The following is a 16597-nucleotide window of genomic DNA, read 5'->3' as shown; positions in this document are numbered from 1 at the left end:
ACCCGGATGCGGTGATATATCCGCTTTCTGGTTGACATCAGGGAGACACTCAGAGGTCCACGCCACCTCGGACACATCCGCACCGGTCATCGAACTCTAACGCACACAACCCACCTCCATGCGGCAAACCCCCAGTTCTGGGCATGTGCGAAGAGTCTCACCCCCGAGGGGTACCGCTTACATACTCCTGGCGACCTCGGTGGCCCAGTAGGTGAGGATCATGTCGGCTCCGGCGCGGCGGATCGCCACCAGGGACTCCGTGATGGCCCGGTTCCGGTCGATCCAGCCGTTCGCCGCCGCGGCCTCGATCATGGCGTACTCGCCGCTGACCTGGTAGGCCGCCACCGGCACGTCCACCAGGTCGCGCACCTGGCGCAGGATGTCGAGGTAGAGCATGGCCGGCTTGACCATCACCGCGTCCGCGCCCTCCTCCAGATCGAGACGGATCTCGCGCAGGGCCTCGCCGACCGGGCCGGCGGGGTCCTGCTGGTAGGCGCTGCGGTCGCCGAACTGCGGCGCGCACTCGGCGGCCTCGCGGAACGGGCCGTAGAGCGCCGAGGCGTACTTCACCGAGTAGGCCAGGATCGGGACCTGCTCGAAGCCGTCGGCGTCCAGCGCCGCGCGGATGGCGGCGACCTGGCCGTCCATCATCCCGCTCGGCGCGATGACCTGCGACCCCGCCCGTGCCTGGGCCACCGCGACGGCCGCGTAGCGCTCCAGGGTGGCGTCGTTGTCGACCTCGCCCCCGGGCGTGAGGATGCCGCAGTGACCGTGGTCGGTGAACTCGTCCAGGCAGGTGTCGGTCATCACGACCATCGTGTCCCCGACGTCGGAGACCAGGTCGGCCACCGCCTGCTGGACGATCCCGGCCGGGTCGTCACCCGCCGAGCCCCGGGCGTCCTTCGTCTGCGGGATGCCGAACAGGATGAGCCCGCCGACCCCCGCCTCGGCCGCCTCGTGGGCGGCCTTGCGCAGCGAGTCGCGGGTGTGCTGGAACACCCCGGGCATCGAGCCGATCGGGCTCGGCTCGCCGATGCCCTCCTTGACGAACATCGGCAGGATCAGCTCCGACGGGTGCAGCCTGGTCCCTGCCACCATCCGGCGCATCGGCGCGGTACGGCGGAGCCTGCGCGGGCGCGCCACGGGGAACTGGGCGGTCATGATGTCTCCACTCGGGGTCACTTGGCGCGGCGCCGGGCCCCTCGCCTGTTCTGGGAGGGCCTGCGGGGAACGTCTCCGGCCGCCAGCGCGGCCTGCCGCTGCTTGGCACCATACTCGGCAAGGGCCGCCGCGAGCGCCGAAGCCGACGCTTTGTCGGCCATGACGTCGACGCGCAGGCCGAACTCCTCGGCCGCCTTGGCGGTCTGCGGGCCGATCGCGGCGATCACCGTGACGTTGTGCGGCTTGCCGGCGATGCCCACCAGGTTGCGCACCGTGCTGGAGGAGGTGAACAGCACCGCGTCGAAGCCGCCTCCCTTGATCGCCTCCCGGATCGGCGCGGGCGGCGGGGCGGCGCGCACGGTCCGGTAGGCGGTGACGTCGTCGCACTCCCAGCCGAGCTCGGTCAGGCCCGCCACCAGCGCCTCGGTGGCGATGTCGGCACGCGGCAGCAGGACCCGGTTGATCGGGTCGAGCATCGAGTCGTACGGCGGCCACTCCTCCAGCAGGCCCTCCGACGACTGCTCGCCGGTCGGGACCAGGTCCGGCTTGACCCCGAACTCCACCAGGGCCCGCGCGGTGGCCTCGCCCACGGCGGCGACCTTCAGCCCGGCGAACGCGCGGGCGTCCAGGCCGTACTCTTCGAACTTCTCGCGGACCGCCTTGACCGCGTTCGCGCTGGTGAAGGCCACCCACTCGTAGCGCCCGGTGACCAGGCCCTTGATCGCCCGGTCCATCTGCTGCGGGGTGCGGGGCGGCTCGACGGAGATCGTCGGGACCTCCTCGGGCACCGCGCCGTAGGAGCGCAGCTGCTCGACCAGGCCCGCGGACTGCTCCTTGGTCCTGGGCACGAGCACCCGCCAGCCGAACAGCGGCTTGGTCTCGAACCACGACAGCCGGTCGCGCAGGCTCACGGCCTCGCCGACCACGATCAGCCCGGGCTCGGTCATCCCGGCGTGCTTGAGGTCGGGCGCCATGCGGGCGAGCGTGGTCACCACGGTGTACTGCTCGGTGGTGGTGCCCGCGCTGCTGATCGCGACCGGCGTCGAGTCGGGGCGGCCGGCGGCCACGAGCGCCTTGCCGATGGCCACGGCCTCGGCGATCCCGTTGTAGATCACCAGGGTGCCCGCTCCGGTCGCGTACGCGCCCCAGTCCTCGACCATCGTCGCGTCCACGACCCGGAACTCCGGCACCGAGACCGCGGCGGGGATGCCCGCGTAGGTCAGCACCGCCGTCGCCGGCGGGACGCCGGGGACGATCTCGAAGTCCACCTCCGCCTTGGCGCAGGCCGCGACCTCCTCGGTGATCGAGGAGAAGAACATCGGGTCGCCCGCGCACAGCCGTACGACGCACCGCCCTTCCTTGGCGGCCGCGACGGCTCTGAGCGAGACGACGTCCTCCTCCGCCGCGTCGAGGATCTCGACGTCCTCACGGCAGTGACGCAGCAGCGGGCCGTAGACCTCCTTGTCGAGCACGACGGCGTCGGCCTTCGACAGCAGGTCGGCCCCGCGCAACGTGAGCAGGCCCTCGTCGCCCGGTCCCGCGCCCACGAAGGCGACGAACCCGGCCGGGTGCTCGAAGGTGGTACTTCCGGAGCTCAATGTGCCTGCTCCCCTATCAACGTGCCTGCCCCTTCGCCGATCATCTCGGCCGCGAGGTCGCGCCCGAGATCAGTGGCCGCCGAAAGGGTCCCGGCGGTGGACTTGCGCACCGCGTGCGCGCCGTCGATGGCGACGACGGCCGCGGTCAGGTTCAGATCTTGCCCGTCGACGGTCGCGTACGCACCGACCGGAGCGGCGCAGCCGGCCTCCAGGGCGTTGAGCACCGCGCGTTCCGCGGTCACCGCGGCGCGGGTGACGGGGTCGTCGAGCACGCCCAGCAGCTCCAGCAGGTCGGTGCGGTCCGAGCGGACCTCCACGGCCAGCGCCCCCTGCCCGGGGGCCGGGAGCATCTCCTCGACCTCGAAGATCTGGGCGATCTCGGCCTCCCGGCCGAGCCGGGCCAGCCCCGCCGCGGCCAGCACGACGCCGTGCAGCTCACCGGAGGTGACCTTGCCGATCCGGGTCTCCCCGTTGCCGCGGATCGGCACGCATTCGAGATCCGGACGGAGCATGCGAAGCTGGGCGATTCGTCGCGGAGACCCCGTACCGATCTTCGCGCCGGGCGGCAGGTCGGCGAGCTTCGCCCCGGCGACCAGGGCGTCCCGGTGGTCGTCGCGCGCCGGGATCGCGGCGATGGCGATGCGCGGGTCGGGCGTGGTCGGCAGGTCCTTCAGCGAGTGCACCGCGAAGTCGACCTCGCCGTCGATCAGCTTGTCGCGCAGCGCGCTGACGAAGACGCCGGTCCCGCCCAGCTGGGTGAGGTCGGCCTTGGTCACGTCACCGAAGGTGGTGACGCCCACGAGCTCCACGGCCCGCCCGGTCAGCTCGGTGAACCGGGCGGCCACCAGCCCGGACTGCGTCGTCGCCATGAGGCTCCGGCGCGTTCCCATCCTCAGCGGGCCCGTCACCGGTCCACCTCCATGTCGATCGTCTCGGTGCGCCTGACCGCGTCGGGCACCTTCGGGTCCAGATTGAACAGCTCGCGCAGCGCTTCCGCATAATGATCGCCTGCCGGGGACTCCGCGAGCTGTTTGACACGCACGGTGGGCTCGTGGAGCAACTTGTCGACCACGCGCCTGACGGTCTGCGTGACCTCGTCGCGGATGCGCCCCTCGATCTCGGGGACCCGCCCGACGAGCCGGCCGAGCTCCGCCTCGACCACGTCGGCCGCCTTGCTGCGCAGGGCGACCACGGTCGGCGTCACGCGCGCGGCCCGCTCGGCCGACAGGTAGGCCCTGACCTCCTCGGCGACGATCCCGCGCACCGCGGAGACGGCCTCCAGCCGGCCGCCGTCGTCGGCGCCGGCCTCGGCCCCGCCCTCCTGCATGGACTCCAGGTCGACGAGGGTGACGCCGGGCAGCCGCCGTACCGCGGGGTCGATGTCCCGGGGCAGCGCGAGGTCCAGCAGGAACATCTCGCGGGGCCTCACCATGTCGGCGGTGATGACCAGGTCGGTGGCGCCGGTGCAGGAGATGACCAGGTCGGCGCCCGCCAGCTCCGCGGCCAGGTCGCCGAACTCGGCGGCCCGGCCGCCGACCGTCTGCGCCAGCCGTACGGCGCGCTCGTGGGTGCGGTTGACCACCACGATGTCGGTGACCCCGGCGCGCTGCAGGGTCGCGGCGGACAGGGCGCTCATCGAGCCGGCGCCCACCACCAGCGCCCGCCGGTCGCGGATCGGGCCGAGGGCGCGCTCGGCGAGGGTGAGGCCGACCCCGACCAGGGACGCGCCCGCGCGGTCGATGCCCGTCTCGGCGTGGGACCGCTTGCCCACGCGCAGCGCCTGCTGGACGAGTTCGTTGAGCGTCGCGCCCATCGTGCCCTGGTCCTGCGCGAGCTTGAGCGCCTGCCGGATCTGGCCGAGGATCTGCCCCTCGCCGACGACCATGGAGTCGAGACCGGCGCCCACCGAGAACAGGTGCTCGACGGCGCGGTCCTCGTAGTGCACGTACAGGTGCGGTGCCAGCTGCTCGACGGGGACGCCCGAGTGCACGCTGAGCAGCTCGGAGACCTCGTTCACCACGGCGTGGAAGCGGTCGACGACGGCGTAGACCTCGACCCGGTTGCACGTGGACAGCACCATGGTCTCGGCGACGCAGGAGGCCTGCTGGACATCGTGCAGGAGCTTGAGCAGGGCGTCGCCGGAGACGGACACCCGCTCCAGCAGCGCCACGGGGGCCGTGCGGTGGCTCAGGCCGATGGCGAGGATGCTCATGCCCGCCCCCCGCGCGGGGAGCGGGGCTCCGCCTGCCCGTCGTTCCCGTCCGGCTCGCGGCGGCTCTCAGTCGTCCTCGGCGGGATCACAGATCCACCGCCTCGGGCCATTCCTCGGCCATCGCGGGCCCCCCAGTCATCCGATCCGTCTTGCGCTGCTCGTGGAACGCGAGGATCTGCAGTTCGATCGATAGGTCGACCTTACGGATATCGACGCCTTCGGGCACGGAAAGCACGACGGGGGCGAAGTTCAAGATGCTGGTGATCCCCTCGGCGATGACCCGGTCGGCCACCTGCTGGGCCGCCGCGGCCGGCGTCGCGAGCACCACGATCGACACACCCCGCCGCCTTATCACGGCTTCCAGCTCGTCGATGTGCTCCACATTCAATCCCGCGATGCGGTCGCCCACCACTTCGGGGTCGGCGTCGAGCAACGCGGCGACCCTGAAACCGCGGGAGACGAAGCCTCCGTAGTTGGCGAGCGCACGACCGAGATTACCCACTCCGACGATCGCCACGGCCCAATCCTGGGTGAGACCCAGCTCACGGGAGATCTGGTAGATGAGGTATTCGACGTCGTAGCCGACCCCGCGCGTGCCGTAGGAGCCGAGATGCGAGAGGTCCTTGCGGAGCTTGGCCGAGTTCACGCCCGCCGCCAGGGCCAGGTCCTCCGAGCTCACCGTCGCCAGACCCCGCTCGGACATGCCGTTCAGTGCTCGCAGATAGAGCGGCAGCCGGGCGACGGTCGCCTCGGGGATACCACGTTCACGAGCTTGGGACAGACGGCGGATCACGTGCCGGAGCTCCAGGGGGACAGGCGACCGGCTCGGCCCGGACGCGACGGATGGCGAGGTGAGGTCACTGTCATCCAGGTTAGTCCCTTTGTGAACCGATGCACAAAGTGGGTCTTCACCGCACCTCCCCGTGTGCGCGAACGGCTAGCGTTGCGGGCATGTCACCGCAGGACCACCGCATAACACTGCTCGGCAAGCCCGGCTGCCATCTGTGCGACGACGCGCGGGCCGTGATCGAGCGGGTCGCCACGGAGCTGGGCGTCCCCTGGGAGGAACGCGACATCACCGCCTCCGAGGAGGACTACGCGAAGTACTGGGAGATGATCCCGGTCACCCTCGTCGACGGCGTCCAGCACGACTTCTGGCGCGTCGACGAGAACCGCCTGCGCGCCGCGCTCAGATCATGAACGCCGTCGGCAACGGCAGCACCTTCGCCGCGTTCACGTTGAGCTCGATGACGTTCGTGGCGAGCACCATGTTCTGCCGCTGGGCGACGAACCGCTCCACGTGGGGCCGGCGCTGGTGCTCGGCGTAGGCGACCTGGTCGCGGTAGATCGCGTAGATGATGCGCTGGAGCGGGGCGGACTTCACCGAGTGGCAGGTGTAGATCAGCGTGTCCGGCTCGTTCGTGCGCACGGCCTCGACCGTCTCCTCGGCCAGCCGGTCGAACATCTCGCCGGTCCCGTCGACCAGGGTGAACACCGTCAGCAGGCCGAAGATGCTCGGTGACGGGCGGCTGGAGCCGTTCGCGCCGCCGGTCCGCCCGGCCGGGGCGGCGCCGCCGAACGCCTGGTCGGCGGGCATGGGGCGCAGGCTGGTGTCCGGCAGAGCCTCGGGGGGACGGCCGGGGCGGCCGCGGGAGGGGTCGGGCTCGCCGTACTCGTTGAGGGGGATGCTGTACTCGCCGGTCGCCGGGCCGCCGGAGTCGTAGCCCAGGGGCGGCATGCCGAACTGCCCGGTCGCCGGGGCGCCCGGGTCGTTGCCGGCGGGCGGCATCCCGAACTGCCCGGTCCTCGGGAAGTTGCGGTCGCGGTCGTCGTCGCCGGCGGGACGGGCGGCCGGCGGCATGCCGTACTCGCCGGCCATGAAGGTGCCGGTGGCGGGGCCGCCGAACGGGTCGTCGGAGGCGGGGCCGCCGAACGGGTCGTCGAGGGCGGGGCCGCCCCGCTGCATGCGGGCCCCGTAGTCGACGTTCTGCTCGCCGGCGCGGTATTCGGCCACGAGATCGCCCAGGCCCGAGCGGCGCGACGACTGCTCGGGCAGCGCGGCCGCGGACGGTCCCGGCGTGACGCGGCGGCCGGCGACCTGCACGTCCCGCGGCGGGTCGGGCACCGGACGGCTCGGGCGGCGCTCCTCGTAGTCGTCGTAGTCGTCGTCGAAGTCCTCGTCGTCCTCGTCGTCCTCGTACGGCGCCAGGGGGCGCAGCACGGCGTACCAGACCGCGGCGGCGGTGGCCGTCAGCAGCAGCGCGGTGAACATCCCCGGGACGCCGAAGGTGAAGGCCACGGCCAGGGCGAGACCCGTGGGGCCGACGACCAGGAGGGCGTGCATGTTGTCGGTGTCGTAGTCGTCACCGTCGCGCCAGCGCATGAAGGCGAGCCCGATGCCGGCCACCAGGATCAGCGCGACGATCAGGTGGGCGACCAGCAGGAGGGTGGTCGGCGGAAGGCCCCAGTGCGTGGAGGCGGGCGGGAGCCCTATCTTCAGGCCGTCGTCCGGAAGGCTCTTGGTGAAGTCCTCCGCCTGCAGGATCGGGTCGACCATGATGATCACCAGGGCGATGACGGTGAGGCCACCGCCCAGCAGCCACGAGGCCAGCTTGGCCGTGGGCTTGCGCGCCAGCAGCTGGATCACCCCGACCGCCAGCCACAACGGAGCCAGGAACGAACCGGCCAGCTGATAAAGCCGGAATGTGGTCGTCCCGAATCCGAGGAGATGACCTGCGGCGACTACGCCCAGTGACACGCCCAGCGCCGCCGTTGTGACGCTCCAGGCGACCAGCCAGCCTTTGGGCTCGCTGCGGAGCCTGTTGACCAGAGCGACCGTGGCGATGGCGGCGAGCAGAGCTCCGGCGGACGCGATAACAGCGACGAGGACTTCCATGGTGTCTCCAATGCTGCCGGACTTTGCCCTCCGACCGGTAGCCGAACCGGTGGGACGGCTCCGCGGAACGGTCCCGGAGACATCCGGCCCCACACCGTATACGCCGACTACCGGCAGTCACGACAGCGCCAAGTGGATTGTGGAATTTCCTGATGATTTCTAGAGTGGGCGGGCACGCCGCACCCTTCCTCCCCAGGGATACCGGATGCCAGACACGTGGCCGTTCGCCGGGCCGCTCCCTTCCGCCACCGGAGTGACCCACACCGTCCGCAGTAAAGAGATCCTCGTCCACGAAGACGTCTCGGATGAACTGCGCAAGCTCGTCCTCCGCGCCAAGACGGGGGACACGGAGGCGTTCGGCACGCTCTACGACCGGTATCTCGACCTGGTCTACCGTTACATCTATCTCCGGGTCGGCTCCCATCCCCTCGCCGAGGATCTCACGAGCGAGACCTTCCTCCGGGCGCTTCGCCGAATAGCCGACTTCACTTGGCAAGGACGTGACTTCGGGGCCTGGCTCGTGACCATCGCCAGGAACCTCGTCACCGATCACTTCAAGTCCGGGCGCTACCGGCTGGAGGTGTCGACCGCCGAGGTGTTCGAGGTCCCGCTGGACGGCCCGCACATCCCCGAGAACGCGGTCGTCACCGCGATGGTGAACCACCGGGTGCTCAGCGCCGTGCGCGCGCTCCGGCCCGAGCAGCAGGAGTGCGTGGTCCTGCGCTTCCTGCACGGGATGTCCCTGGCCGAGACCGCGCTCATCATGGGCAAGAAGAGCGGCGCCATCAAGGCCCTGCAGTTCCGGGCGATCCGGGCGCTGGCCCGTGCACTCCCCTCCGACCTGGGCTGACCGTGCCGCCGGTGACCCTGCGCGACGCGACGGCGAAGCCAGGGTGGCGGATCGGGGTGTCGCGTAACCTCGCATGGCGGCCTGTCGTTAGGCAGATAGCACCGATGGATCATCCTCCGGGGGCAGCAGGGAGCGTTCATGGGTAAGTGGCTGCCCGGAATCTCGCGCAGGTCGCGGGCGCGTGCGCAGCACCGCGTGTCGCGACTCGGCGTCCACATGCCCGCAGCCCCCCGGCCGCAGTTCCGCCAGGATCTGCGCGAGCGCCTCATGAACGGCCCGGACGGGGACGCCCCGCCCGTCACCGTCCGCAGGCCCCGGGCGCGCCACCGCGCGCGGTCCATGCTGTTCCCCCGGCTACTGAGCCTGACGATGGCCGTCTCCATGCTGGCCACGGGCCTGGCCACCTACGAGTCGGTGCCCGGGGACACGCTCTATCCGCTCAAGCGGGCCGCCGAGAGCACCCTCCTGCGGCTGAGCACCGACGACACCGAGCGGGCCACCCGGGAGCTGCGGTCCGCCTCCACCCGGGCCGACGAGGTCGAGGAACTGCTCGGCTCCTCCGGCCGGGCCGGCGGCAACCTGGTCGGCGAGACCCTGAAGGCGATGGAGGAGACCACCAGGTCCGCGGTGACGTCTCTGACCCGGGTACGGCGCCGCGACTCGAAGTCCGCCGGGACCCTCAAGCGGTTCGTCCAGAAGCAGCGCAACCAGATCGAGGGCATGCTCCCCAGGATGGACGAGGAGGACCAGCGCCGGGCCAACGGTTACCTCAACTACATCGAGGGGCTGGCGCCACCCGGGTGACGGAAGGATCCTTGGGTGATGGGGTTTGCTAAACGTCACACTCCACTAACGTGATGTATACCGATTTCCGCCACCTGTGCCGGTTAAGCTGAGATGTTATGAAGCGGCTGATGCGAAGGCGAAGCGAGGCACAGGCAGCCGGAGAGGTGGCAGCCGCGGCGGCCGTCGCCATGCCGATGGCCGATCCCGACCCCACCGCCGCCGCCTTCTTCGACGTCGACAACACCATGATGCGCGGCGCCTCCATCTACCACTTCGCCCGCGGGCTCGCCTCCCGTGGCCTGTTCACCACCAAGGACCTGGTCAAGTTCGCCGTCGGTCAGGTGATCTTCCGGGTCCGGGGCGACGAGAACCCCGAGCACATCGCCGAGGCGAGGGAGACCGCCCTGGCGTTCGTCGCGGGCAGCAAGGTGGAGGACATCGTTCGTCTCGGCGAGGAGATCTACGACGAGGCCATGGCCGACCGCATCTGGGCGGGCACCCGGGCGCTGGCCCAGGGCCACCTGGACGCCGGTCAGCGCGTCTGGCTGGTCACCGCCACCCCGGTCGAGCTCGCCCGCGTGATCGCCCAGCGCCTCGGCCTCACCGGCGCCCTGGGCACCGTCTCCGAGACCGTGGACGGCGTCTACACCGGCCGTCTCGTCGGCGACCTGCTGCACGGCCCGGCCAAGGCGGAGGCCGTACGGGCCCTGGCCCGTCGGGAGGGCCTGGACCTGACCCGGTGCTCGGCCTACAGCGACTCGGCCAACGACCTGCCGCTGCTGTCCCTGGTCGGCCACCCCACCGCGATCAACCCCGACTCCGAGCTGCGCGAGCACGCCAGGGAGAACAAGTGGGAGATCCGCGACTTCCGCACCGGCCGCAAGGCCACGATGATCGGCGTCCCCATCGCCGCCGGAGCCGGAGCCGTGGCCGGCGGCGTCGCCGCCGCCATCGCCCTGCGCCGCCACTACCGCTCGACCTGACCACCCCGGAGGAGCGGTCAGGCGGATTCCGGCGCCGCCGTACGGCGGGAGGCGCGGTGGAACAGCTCGGACAGGGCCTCGTTCACGATCTCGGGGCGTTCCAGGCCGATCATGTGACCGGCGCCCGGGATGACGTGCAGGCGCGCGCCCGGCAGGGCCTCGGCGATGCGGTGGCTGTGGACCTTCGGCGTCAGGCGGTCGCGTGAGCCGACCATGATCAGGGTCTCCACCGGCTCGAACGCCGCCAGCGCCTTGAGCTTGTCGTGGAGGCGGAAGTCGTTGTAGAAGCCGACCATGACCTCGGTCGGCGTGGCCGCGGCCATGGCGTTGACGAACCGCACGTGCTCGCGGCGGGCGCCGGGGCCGAAGGCGACATAGCGGGTCACCGGCAGGTTGGTGCGCGTCTTGAGCGCGACGTTGCGGTCGATGAGCGCGGCGCGGGCGCGCATGCGCTCGAACATCGCCGAGGTGACGACGGGCGCGAGCCGTCCGACGGGACCCGGGAGCCCGAACGTGCTCTCCCCCAGCTGCCCCGACGAGGTGCTCAGCAGGGCCACGCCCGCCACCCTCGCGGCCAGCTTCCCGGGGTGCCGCCCGGCGAAGGCCATGATCGTCATTCCGCCCATGGAGTGCCCGACCAGCACCACCGGCAGTCCCTCCGGCACGGCCTGGTCGATCACCGCGGCCAGGTCGTCGCCCAGCCGGTCGATCGTGCACGCGTCGAAGACCCCCGCCGACGAGCCGCCGTGCCCCCGCTGGTCGTAGAAGACCAGGGTGGCCCCGCCCTTGAACGCCTCCCGCTGGAAGTGCCAGCAGTGGCGGTTCATCACCCAGCCGTGCGCGAACACCACGGCGAACTCGGGCGCCTCGGCCTCCTCGACGTCCACCGCCAGCTGGACGCCGTCGTCGGTGACGACGGTGACCGGCCGCCCCCGGTGCCCGCCGAGCCGTACCTCGGAGTCGCGCTTCCCGCGCCGCCGGGTCGCGGCTCCCAGCGCCGCCCCCAGTGCCAGTCCGGCGATGGCCGCCCCCGTCGCGGTACGGCGTACGCCCATGATCACTCCCTGTGCTCAGAAGTCCCTGCCGAGTACACCATATCGGTCGAAAGCACCCGTTGTTAGACTCCGAAGCTAATAAAAAATCGTCCCCCGGTACGGCGACGCGGACAGATCCCGCCGTGACCGAGAAGACGGCGGGCGCGGAGGAAAAGCGGATCCCGGGAAGGGCGGCTCGAAAGGTCGGCGACTCAGAAGACCTGCGCGCCCAGAAGAACGGCGTGCTCGGAAGAACGGTGACTCAGAAGAACGGCGTGCTCAGAAGAACGGCGGGAAGGCGTGGCCCCGCTGCAGGCGCAGCTCGTTCAGCAGCTGCTGGATGACCTCGCGGACCTGGTCGGTGAGGTTGAAGACCAGCATCGGATCGTCGGCGTCGGACGGGTCGTACTCGTCGGTCCGGATGGGCTCGCCGAAGCCGATCAGCCACTTGGACGGCAGCGGGATCAGCCCGAGCGGCCCGAGCCAGGGGAACAGCGGGGTGACCGGCAGGTACGGCAGGCCCAGCGCCCGGGCGAGGAAGCGCAGGTCACCGATCTTGGGGTAGATCTCCTCCGCCCCCACGATCGCGCACGGGACGATGGGCGCCCCGGCCCGGATCGCCGAGGCGACGAAACCCCCGCGGCCGAACCTCTGCAGCTTGTAGCGCTCGGAGAACGGCTTGCCGACGCCCTTGAACCCCTCGGGGAAGACCCCGACGAGTTCGCCCTTGCGCATGAGCCGGTCGGCGTCGGCCCGGCAGGCCAGGGTGTGGCCGGTCTTGCGCGACAGGTGGCCGAGCAGCGGGAGCTGGTAGACCAGGTCGGCGCCGAGCAGACGCAGGGCACGGCGGTCGGGGTGGTCGTCGTGCAGGGCGACCTGGAGCATGAGCGCGTCCACCGGGACGGTGCCCGAGTGGTTGGCGACGACGAGGGCCCCGGTGTCGCCGGGCACGTTCTTGATGCCGACGGTCTCGACGCGGAACCAGTGGCGGTAGAGCGGGCGGATGAGCTCCAGGAGCACCTTGTCGGTGAGCTCGGCGTCGAAGCCGAACTCGTCGACCTCGTACTCCCCGGTCAGGCGACGCCGCAGGAAGGCGAAGAACTCGGCCAGCCGGCGGTCGTCCTCGGGGCCGAGGTCGAAGTCGAAGGCCGGCTCGTAGGCGGAACCGGCCCGGGAGATCGGGATCACCTGGGCGTCGTGCGACTCGCGCTCTCCTGCCGTCTCGCTCATCTGGTCACCATATGGGACAGAACGTCCAGCACGGCGCCGGAGAGCCCGCCGTGCATGCCCCGGGAGCGCAGGAAGTCCTCGAATGCCGCGCCGGTGGAGAACTTGGGCTTCCATCCCAGAGCGGCCACCAGACGGCCGGTGTCGACCGCGCGCCCGTGGCACATCAGGCGCAGCTGCTCGGGCGAGAAGTCGACCACGCCCACGCTCCGGGCGAAGTCGCCCAGGAAGCGGAAGGCGGGCGAGGGGATCGGCAGCGAGGTGAGGCCCGCCCGCCGTATGCACTGCGACAGCAGCAGCACGCCGTCCCCGGCCACGTTGAACGTGCCGGGGTGGTCCTCCATCGCCATCCGGCGCAGCACCTCGACCGCGTCGTCCTCGTGGACGAACTGCAGCCGGGGATCGAAGCCGAGCACGGTGGGGAGCACCGGCTGGGAGAAGTAACGCGTCAACGGCGAGTCGACGCCCGGTCCCATGAAGTTGGCGAACCTGAGCGTCGAGACGCTCACGTCGCGGCGTCTGCGGGCGAACCCGCGGACGTAGCCCTCCACCTCCGCGGCGTCCTTGGCGTAGCCGTGGCTCGGGGGCTCGCCGGGCTCGGCGTCCTCGACGAAGACGGCCGGGTCACGCGGCGAGGAGCCGTAGACCGCGCTGGTGGAACGCACGACGACACGGCGGACCGTCGCGGACCGCTGACAGGCACCGAGCAGTTGCATGGTGCCGATGACGTTGTGCTCCTTCATGAGCGCGCGGCCGCCGCTCCGGGGGGGAGCGCTGACCAGGCTCATGTGGACCACGGTGTCGATGTCGGCGGCCGCGATCACCTGGGCGATGTCGGGACTGCGCAGATCGACACGGACGAACTCCACTCGACCGAGAGGTACGCCGCCATCACGTGATAGCGAGGGCGGCGGCACCGTGTCGACTCCGATGACCCGGTCGATGTCCGGGTCAGCCGCGAGAACGCTCGCCACTCGGGCGCCGATGTGGCGCGAGACCCCGGTGACAAGCACGGTATGGGTCATCGACGCCTCGCAGATCCGCGTTGCTACTTCTTGTTACGCCGCTGGATACGGGTCTTCTTGAGAAGCTTGCGGTGCTTCTTCTTCGCCATGCGCTTACGGCGCTTCTTGATCACAGAGCCCACGGGACCCCCAGGTTAGCTGGTAGCGGATTGCCGAACCGGTAGCGCGAACGCACACCGGTTCAACAGACTACCGGCGATCCACTGTGGATCGCCCCCGGGGGACCCCGGGCATCCCAACTCACGGCGTGGTGTTCACGCCGCTACTCCTGTGAAGCGCGAGCCCGCCGCACGCCGGTCCTGACCGGAGAGCCCGAACTCAGGGATCGCTTCAACCCGCCTCGATGTAGGCATCCCGGAGATAGTCGTGAACCGCCTGCTCCGGCACTCTGAAGGACCGGCCGACCCTGATGGCCGGCAACTCGCCCGAGTGCACGAGCCGGTACACCGTCATCTTGGACACCCTCATGACCGTGGCCACTTCGGCCACCGTCAGGAACTTCACCTCGCTGAGAGGTCTTTCGCCTGCACCCATCGGACGCCTCTTCCGCACGTGTTTCCGGGTTATCCCCACTGGTGCCATCGCTCACGCACGTCTACTGTCGTCAGCGTAAGGCGGGACTCCGAGCGCGCAAACCCCCTAGTTTCTCAGTCTTCGCAGTCCCATGTCAGCAAAACGTGAAAACTTGCTGGCCAGCAGCCTGAGCCTACCCCTCGCCTTGATCTTGGAACGGACCAGCCGTCTCCCATTAGAGTCGCTTCTAATCGCCAAAAAGTTGGCAAACAGTAGTCGGGGCTCCTTGAATGCAGGCGCGAAACCCCTCTATAGGGACGCCCATATCGGCGCCACCCCCGTCTCAGAGGCCGCTCAGGACCCTCTCGACCAGGTGCTGGGTGAGGGGGAGGTAATGCCTGGGCAAGACGTTGTCATCGAGGGGCACGGTGACAGCGATCTTCCCCTCCGCCTCCCCGACGAAGAGAGCCGGGTCGTTACTGTCGGCGAACCCGACGGTGAGGATCCCCGCCTCGCCCGCGGCCCCCGCCCACCCGTGGTCGGCGATCACCAGATCGGGCCGGTCGCCGCCCATCTCGGCGATCATGGCCTCCATCGGGGCCGGGTCGTGGGTGTGGACGAAGGCCCCCTTGTCGTCCAGCATGGCCACGTCGTCCAGATAGCGGATCTTGCGCCTGCGGCCGAACCCCGATCCCCAGTAGGACCAGCCCTCGGCCGGGCTCATCAGCCTCGCCCCCCGCTCCCGCAGCAGCCTGGCCAGCGCCAGGTGGACGGTGAGCAGGCCGGTGGGGTGCCCGGTGGCCAGCAGGATCCTCGGGCTCCCGCTCCGGAGCACCTCGGCGATCACGTCGCCCATCGCCTCTGTCGCCTCGATCGTGCGATCCGGGTCGATCGTGTCCTGTCCCCCGCGGTGCGCCGGGTCGGCCACGACGCCGGCGGACTTGGCCATCAGCTCCAGCACGTCCCGGTAGGACCAGCCCTCGCCCATGCTCAGGCCGAACATGTGGTGGGGATCCCGGTTGGCCAGCGACCGGTAGTGGTCCAGGTTGTTCTCTCTGCCGGTCGCCACGTCACCGGCGATCCGCGTACGGATCAGATGTCGTCTGAGGTCTTCGTGGGATGGCGACGGCGTCACGGCAGTGGGTCCAGTCCGTGGAAGGGGAACACGGCCTTCCTGGTCGCCAGGATGGCCCGGTCGATGGGGTCCGCTGGATCATAACCATCGGCGAAGTCCTGAAATTCCGGGTTCCTGCCGTCGGTCATCGACAGCGGCGGCGTCTGGCCGGTCCGCTCCCTGACCAGCTGCCGCCACGCCTGCGGGGTGGCGGTGGCCGGGTCCAGCGGGTGCCCGGAGACCTCGGCCAGCAGGTGGGTCCACGCCCGGGGCACCACCTGGACCAGCTCGTACCCGCCGCCGCCGGTCGCGATCCACCGCCCGCCCGCGGTCTCGTGGGCCAGCTCGTGCAGCGCGGCGTAGGCGGTGCGCTGGCCGTCCAGGCTGAGCATCAGGTGGGCCAGCGGGTCCAGCGCGTGGCTGTCGCAGCCGTGCTGGGTGACCAGGACCTGCGGGGCGAACTCCCGCAGCAGCGGCGGCACCACCGCGTGGAAGGCCCTCAGCCAGCCGCCGTCGCCGCAGCCGGCGGGCAGGGCGACGTTGGCCGCGGTGCCCTCCGCCCCGGTCTCGCTGGGGAAGCCCGTGCCCGGGAAGAGGGTCCTGGGACTCTCGTGGAGGCTGACGGTCAGCACCCGGGGGTCGTCGTAGAACAGCGCCTGGACCCCGTCGCCGTGGTGCACGTCCACGTCCACGTAGGCGATCCTCTCGGCTCCCTGGGACAGCATCCACGCGATGGCCACCGCCGGGTCGTTGTAGACGCAGAAGCCGCTCGCGGTGGCCGCCATGGCGTGGTGGAGCCCGCCGGCCACGTTCGCCGCGTGCTCGGCCTCGCCCGTCCACACCGTGCGGGCGGCGGCCAGCGTGGCGCCGGCGATGAGCGCCGAGGCCTCGTGCACCCCGGTGAAGGCCGGGTTGTCCTCGGTGCCGAGGCCGGCGAAGCGGTCGGGCCGCCCGGTGGCGGAGACGCGCTTGACCGCCTCGACGTAGTCGCGCTTGTGCACCAGCGCCAGCTCGTCGTCGGTGGCGGGGACGCAGCCCACCACCTCGACCTCGTCGAGCACCCCGAGCTCCCTGGCGAGCGCCATGGTGAGCTCGACCCGCACGGGCGCGAGCGGATGGCCCGGTCCGAAGTCGTAGGAGGTGAGTTCGTCGTCCCAGACAACCCGCACCGACCGGCTCATCCGTGCTCTCCTCGGCT

The 16597-nt window shown here is 70.7% G+C and carries 17 protein-coding genes; 4 read left to right on the top strand and 13 right to left on the bottom strand.

What is annotated here, in order from left to right:
• Window positions 1-177: 177 nt before the first annotated feature.
• The 5 genes from hemB to Pta02_RS21025 form a co-directional block, all read right to left on the bottom strand.
• Window positions 178-1161, bottom strand: coding sequence for a porphobilinogen synthase (hemB, locus tag Pta02_RS21045; protein ID WP_203876601.1), 984 nt, complete (start codon window positions 1159-1161; stop codon window positions 178-180).
• A 17-nt stretch (window positions 1162-1178) separates the two neighbouring features.
• Complete coding sequence (locus tag Pta02_RS21040) at window positions 1179-2759, bottom strand: bifunctional uroporphyrinogen-III C-methyltransferase/uroporphyrinogen-III synthase (protein ID WP_203876600.1); 1581 nt, start codon at window positions 2757-2759, stop codon at window positions 1179-1181.
• Window positions 2756-3628, bottom strand: coding sequence for a hydroxymethylbilane synthase (hemC, locus tag Pta02_RS21035; protein WP_239131117.1), 873 nt, complete (start codon window positions 3626-3628; stop codon window positions 2756-2758). The genes Pta02_RS21040 and hemC overlap by 4 nt, the downstream gene beginning before the upstream one ends.
• A gap of 35 nt (window positions 3629-3663) precedes the next feature.
• Window positions 3664-4971, bottom strand: a complete 1308-nt coding sequence (locus tag Pta02_RS21030; protein WP_203876599.1) for a glutamyl-tRNA reductase — start codon at window positions 4969-4971, stop codon at window positions 3664-3666.
• Between the two features lie 85 nt (window positions 4972-5056).
• Window positions 5057-5764: a redox-sensing transcriptional repressor Rex gene (locus Pta02_RS21025; RefSeq protein WP_203876598.1), complete on the bottom strand. Its 708-nt coding sequence runs from the start codon at window positions 5762-5764 to the stop codon at window positions 5057-5059.
• 158 nt (window positions 5765-5922) lie between these two features.
• Between Pta02_RS21025 and Pta02_RS21020 the strand changes: the two genes are divergently transcribed.
• Window positions 5923-6171, top strand: coding sequence for a glutaredoxin family protein (locus Pta02_RS21020; protein WP_203876597.1), 249 nt, complete (start codon window positions 5923-5925; stop codon window positions 6169-6171).
• Here Pta02_RS21020 and Pta02_RS21015 read toward each other — a convergent pair.
• Window positions 6161-7867, bottom strand: coding sequence for an antibiotic biosynthesis monooxygenase (locus tag Pta02_RS21015; protein WP_203876596.1), 1707 nt, complete (start codon window positions 7865-7867; stop codon window positions 6161-6163). The genes Pta02_RS21020 and Pta02_RS21015 overlap by 11 nt on opposite strands.
• 205 nt (window positions 7868-8072) lie before the next feature.
• Between Pta02_RS21015 and Pta02_RS21010 the strand changes: the two genes are divergently transcribed.
• From Pta02_RS21010 to Pta02_RS21000, 3 genes are all read left to right on the top strand, one after another.
• Window positions 8073-8717, top strand: coding sequence for a sigma-70 family RNA polymerase sigma factor (locus Pta02_RS21010; protein WP_203876595.1), 645 nt, complete (start codon window positions 8073-8075; stop codon window positions 8715-8717).
• 138 nt (window positions 8718-8855) lie between these two features.
• Window positions 8856-9521 carry a DUF5667 domain-containing protein gene (locus tag Pta02_RS21005; protein WP_203876594.1) on the top strand — a complete coding sequence of 222 codons (666 nt, stop codon included), beginning with the start codon at window positions 8856-8858 and terminating at the stop codon, window positions 9519-9521.
• A 98-nt stretch (window positions 9522-9619) separates the two neighbouring features.
• Window positions 9620-10486 carry an HAD family hydrolase gene (locus Pta02_RS21000; protein WP_203876593.1) on the top strand — a complete coding sequence of 289 codons (867 nt, stop codon included), beginning with the start codon at window positions 9620-9622 and terminating at the stop codon, window positions 10484-10486.
• A 17-nt stretch (window positions 10487-10503) separates the two neighbouring features.
• Here Pta02_RS21000 and Pta02_RS20995 read toward each other — a convergent pair whose 3' ends face one another.
• From Pta02_RS20995 to Pta02_RS20965, 7 genes are all read right to left on the bottom strand, one after another.
• Window positions 10504-11541 (bottom strand): alpha/beta fold hydrolase, encoded by a 1038-nt coding sequence (locus Pta02_RS20995; RefSeq protein ID WP_203876592.1) that lies wholly within the window; start codon window positions 11539-11541, stop codon window positions 10504-10506.
• A gap of 258 nt (window positions 11542-11799) precedes the next feature.
• Complete coding sequence (locus tag Pta02_RS20990; protein ID WP_203876591.1) at window positions 11800-12750, bottom strand: lysophospholipid acyltransferase family protein; 951 nt, start codon at window positions 12748-12750, stop codon at window positions 11800-11802.
• Window positions 12747-13772, bottom strand: coding sequence for an NAD-dependent epimerase/dehydratase family protein (locus tag Pta02_RS20985; RefSeq protein WP_203876590.1), 1026 nt, complete (start codon window positions 13770-13772; stop codon window positions 12747-12749). The genes Pta02_RS20990 and Pta02_RS20985 overlap by 4 nt, the downstream gene beginning before the upstream one ends.
• A 23-nt stretch (window positions 13773-13795) precedes the next feature.
• Complete coding sequence (locus tag Pta02_RS20980) at window positions 13796-13894, bottom strand: 30S ribosomal protein bS22 (RefSeq protein WP_018654693.1); 99 nt, start codon at window positions 13892-13894, stop codon at window positions 13796-13798.
• Between the two features lie 208 nt (window positions 13895-14102).
• Window positions 14103-14306 carry a helix-turn-helix domain-containing protein gene (locus Pta02_RS20975; RefSeq protein WP_012887307.1) on the bottom strand — a complete coding sequence of 68 codons (204 nt, stop codon included), beginning with the start codon at window positions 14304-14306 and terminating at the stop codon, window positions 14103-14105.
• A gap of 322 nt (window positions 14307-14628) precedes the next feature.
• On the bottom strand, window positions 14629-15420 hold the full coding sequence (locus Pta02_RS20970) for a phosphatase (RefSeq protein ID WP_203876589.1): 792 nt from the start codon (window positions 15418-15420) through the stop codon (window positions 14629-14631).
• A complete protein-coding gene (locus Pta02_RS20965) occupies window positions 15417-16580 on the bottom strand; it encodes an acetoin utilization protein AcuC (protein ID WP_203876588.1) in 1164 nt (387 codons plus the stop codon). The genes Pta02_RS20970 and Pta02_RS20965 overlap by 4 nt, the downstream gene beginning before the upstream one ends.
• Window positions 16581-16597: the final 17 nt, after the last annotated feature.

Source organism: Paraplanobispora takensis (genome assembly GCF_016863195.1).
In the GTDB taxonomy this organism is placed as follows: Bacteria; Actinomycetota; Actinomycetes; order Streptosporangiales; family Streptosporangiaceae; genus Planobispora; species Planobispora takensis.
This window is presented reverse-complemented; position numbering and strand designations above follow the sequence as displayed.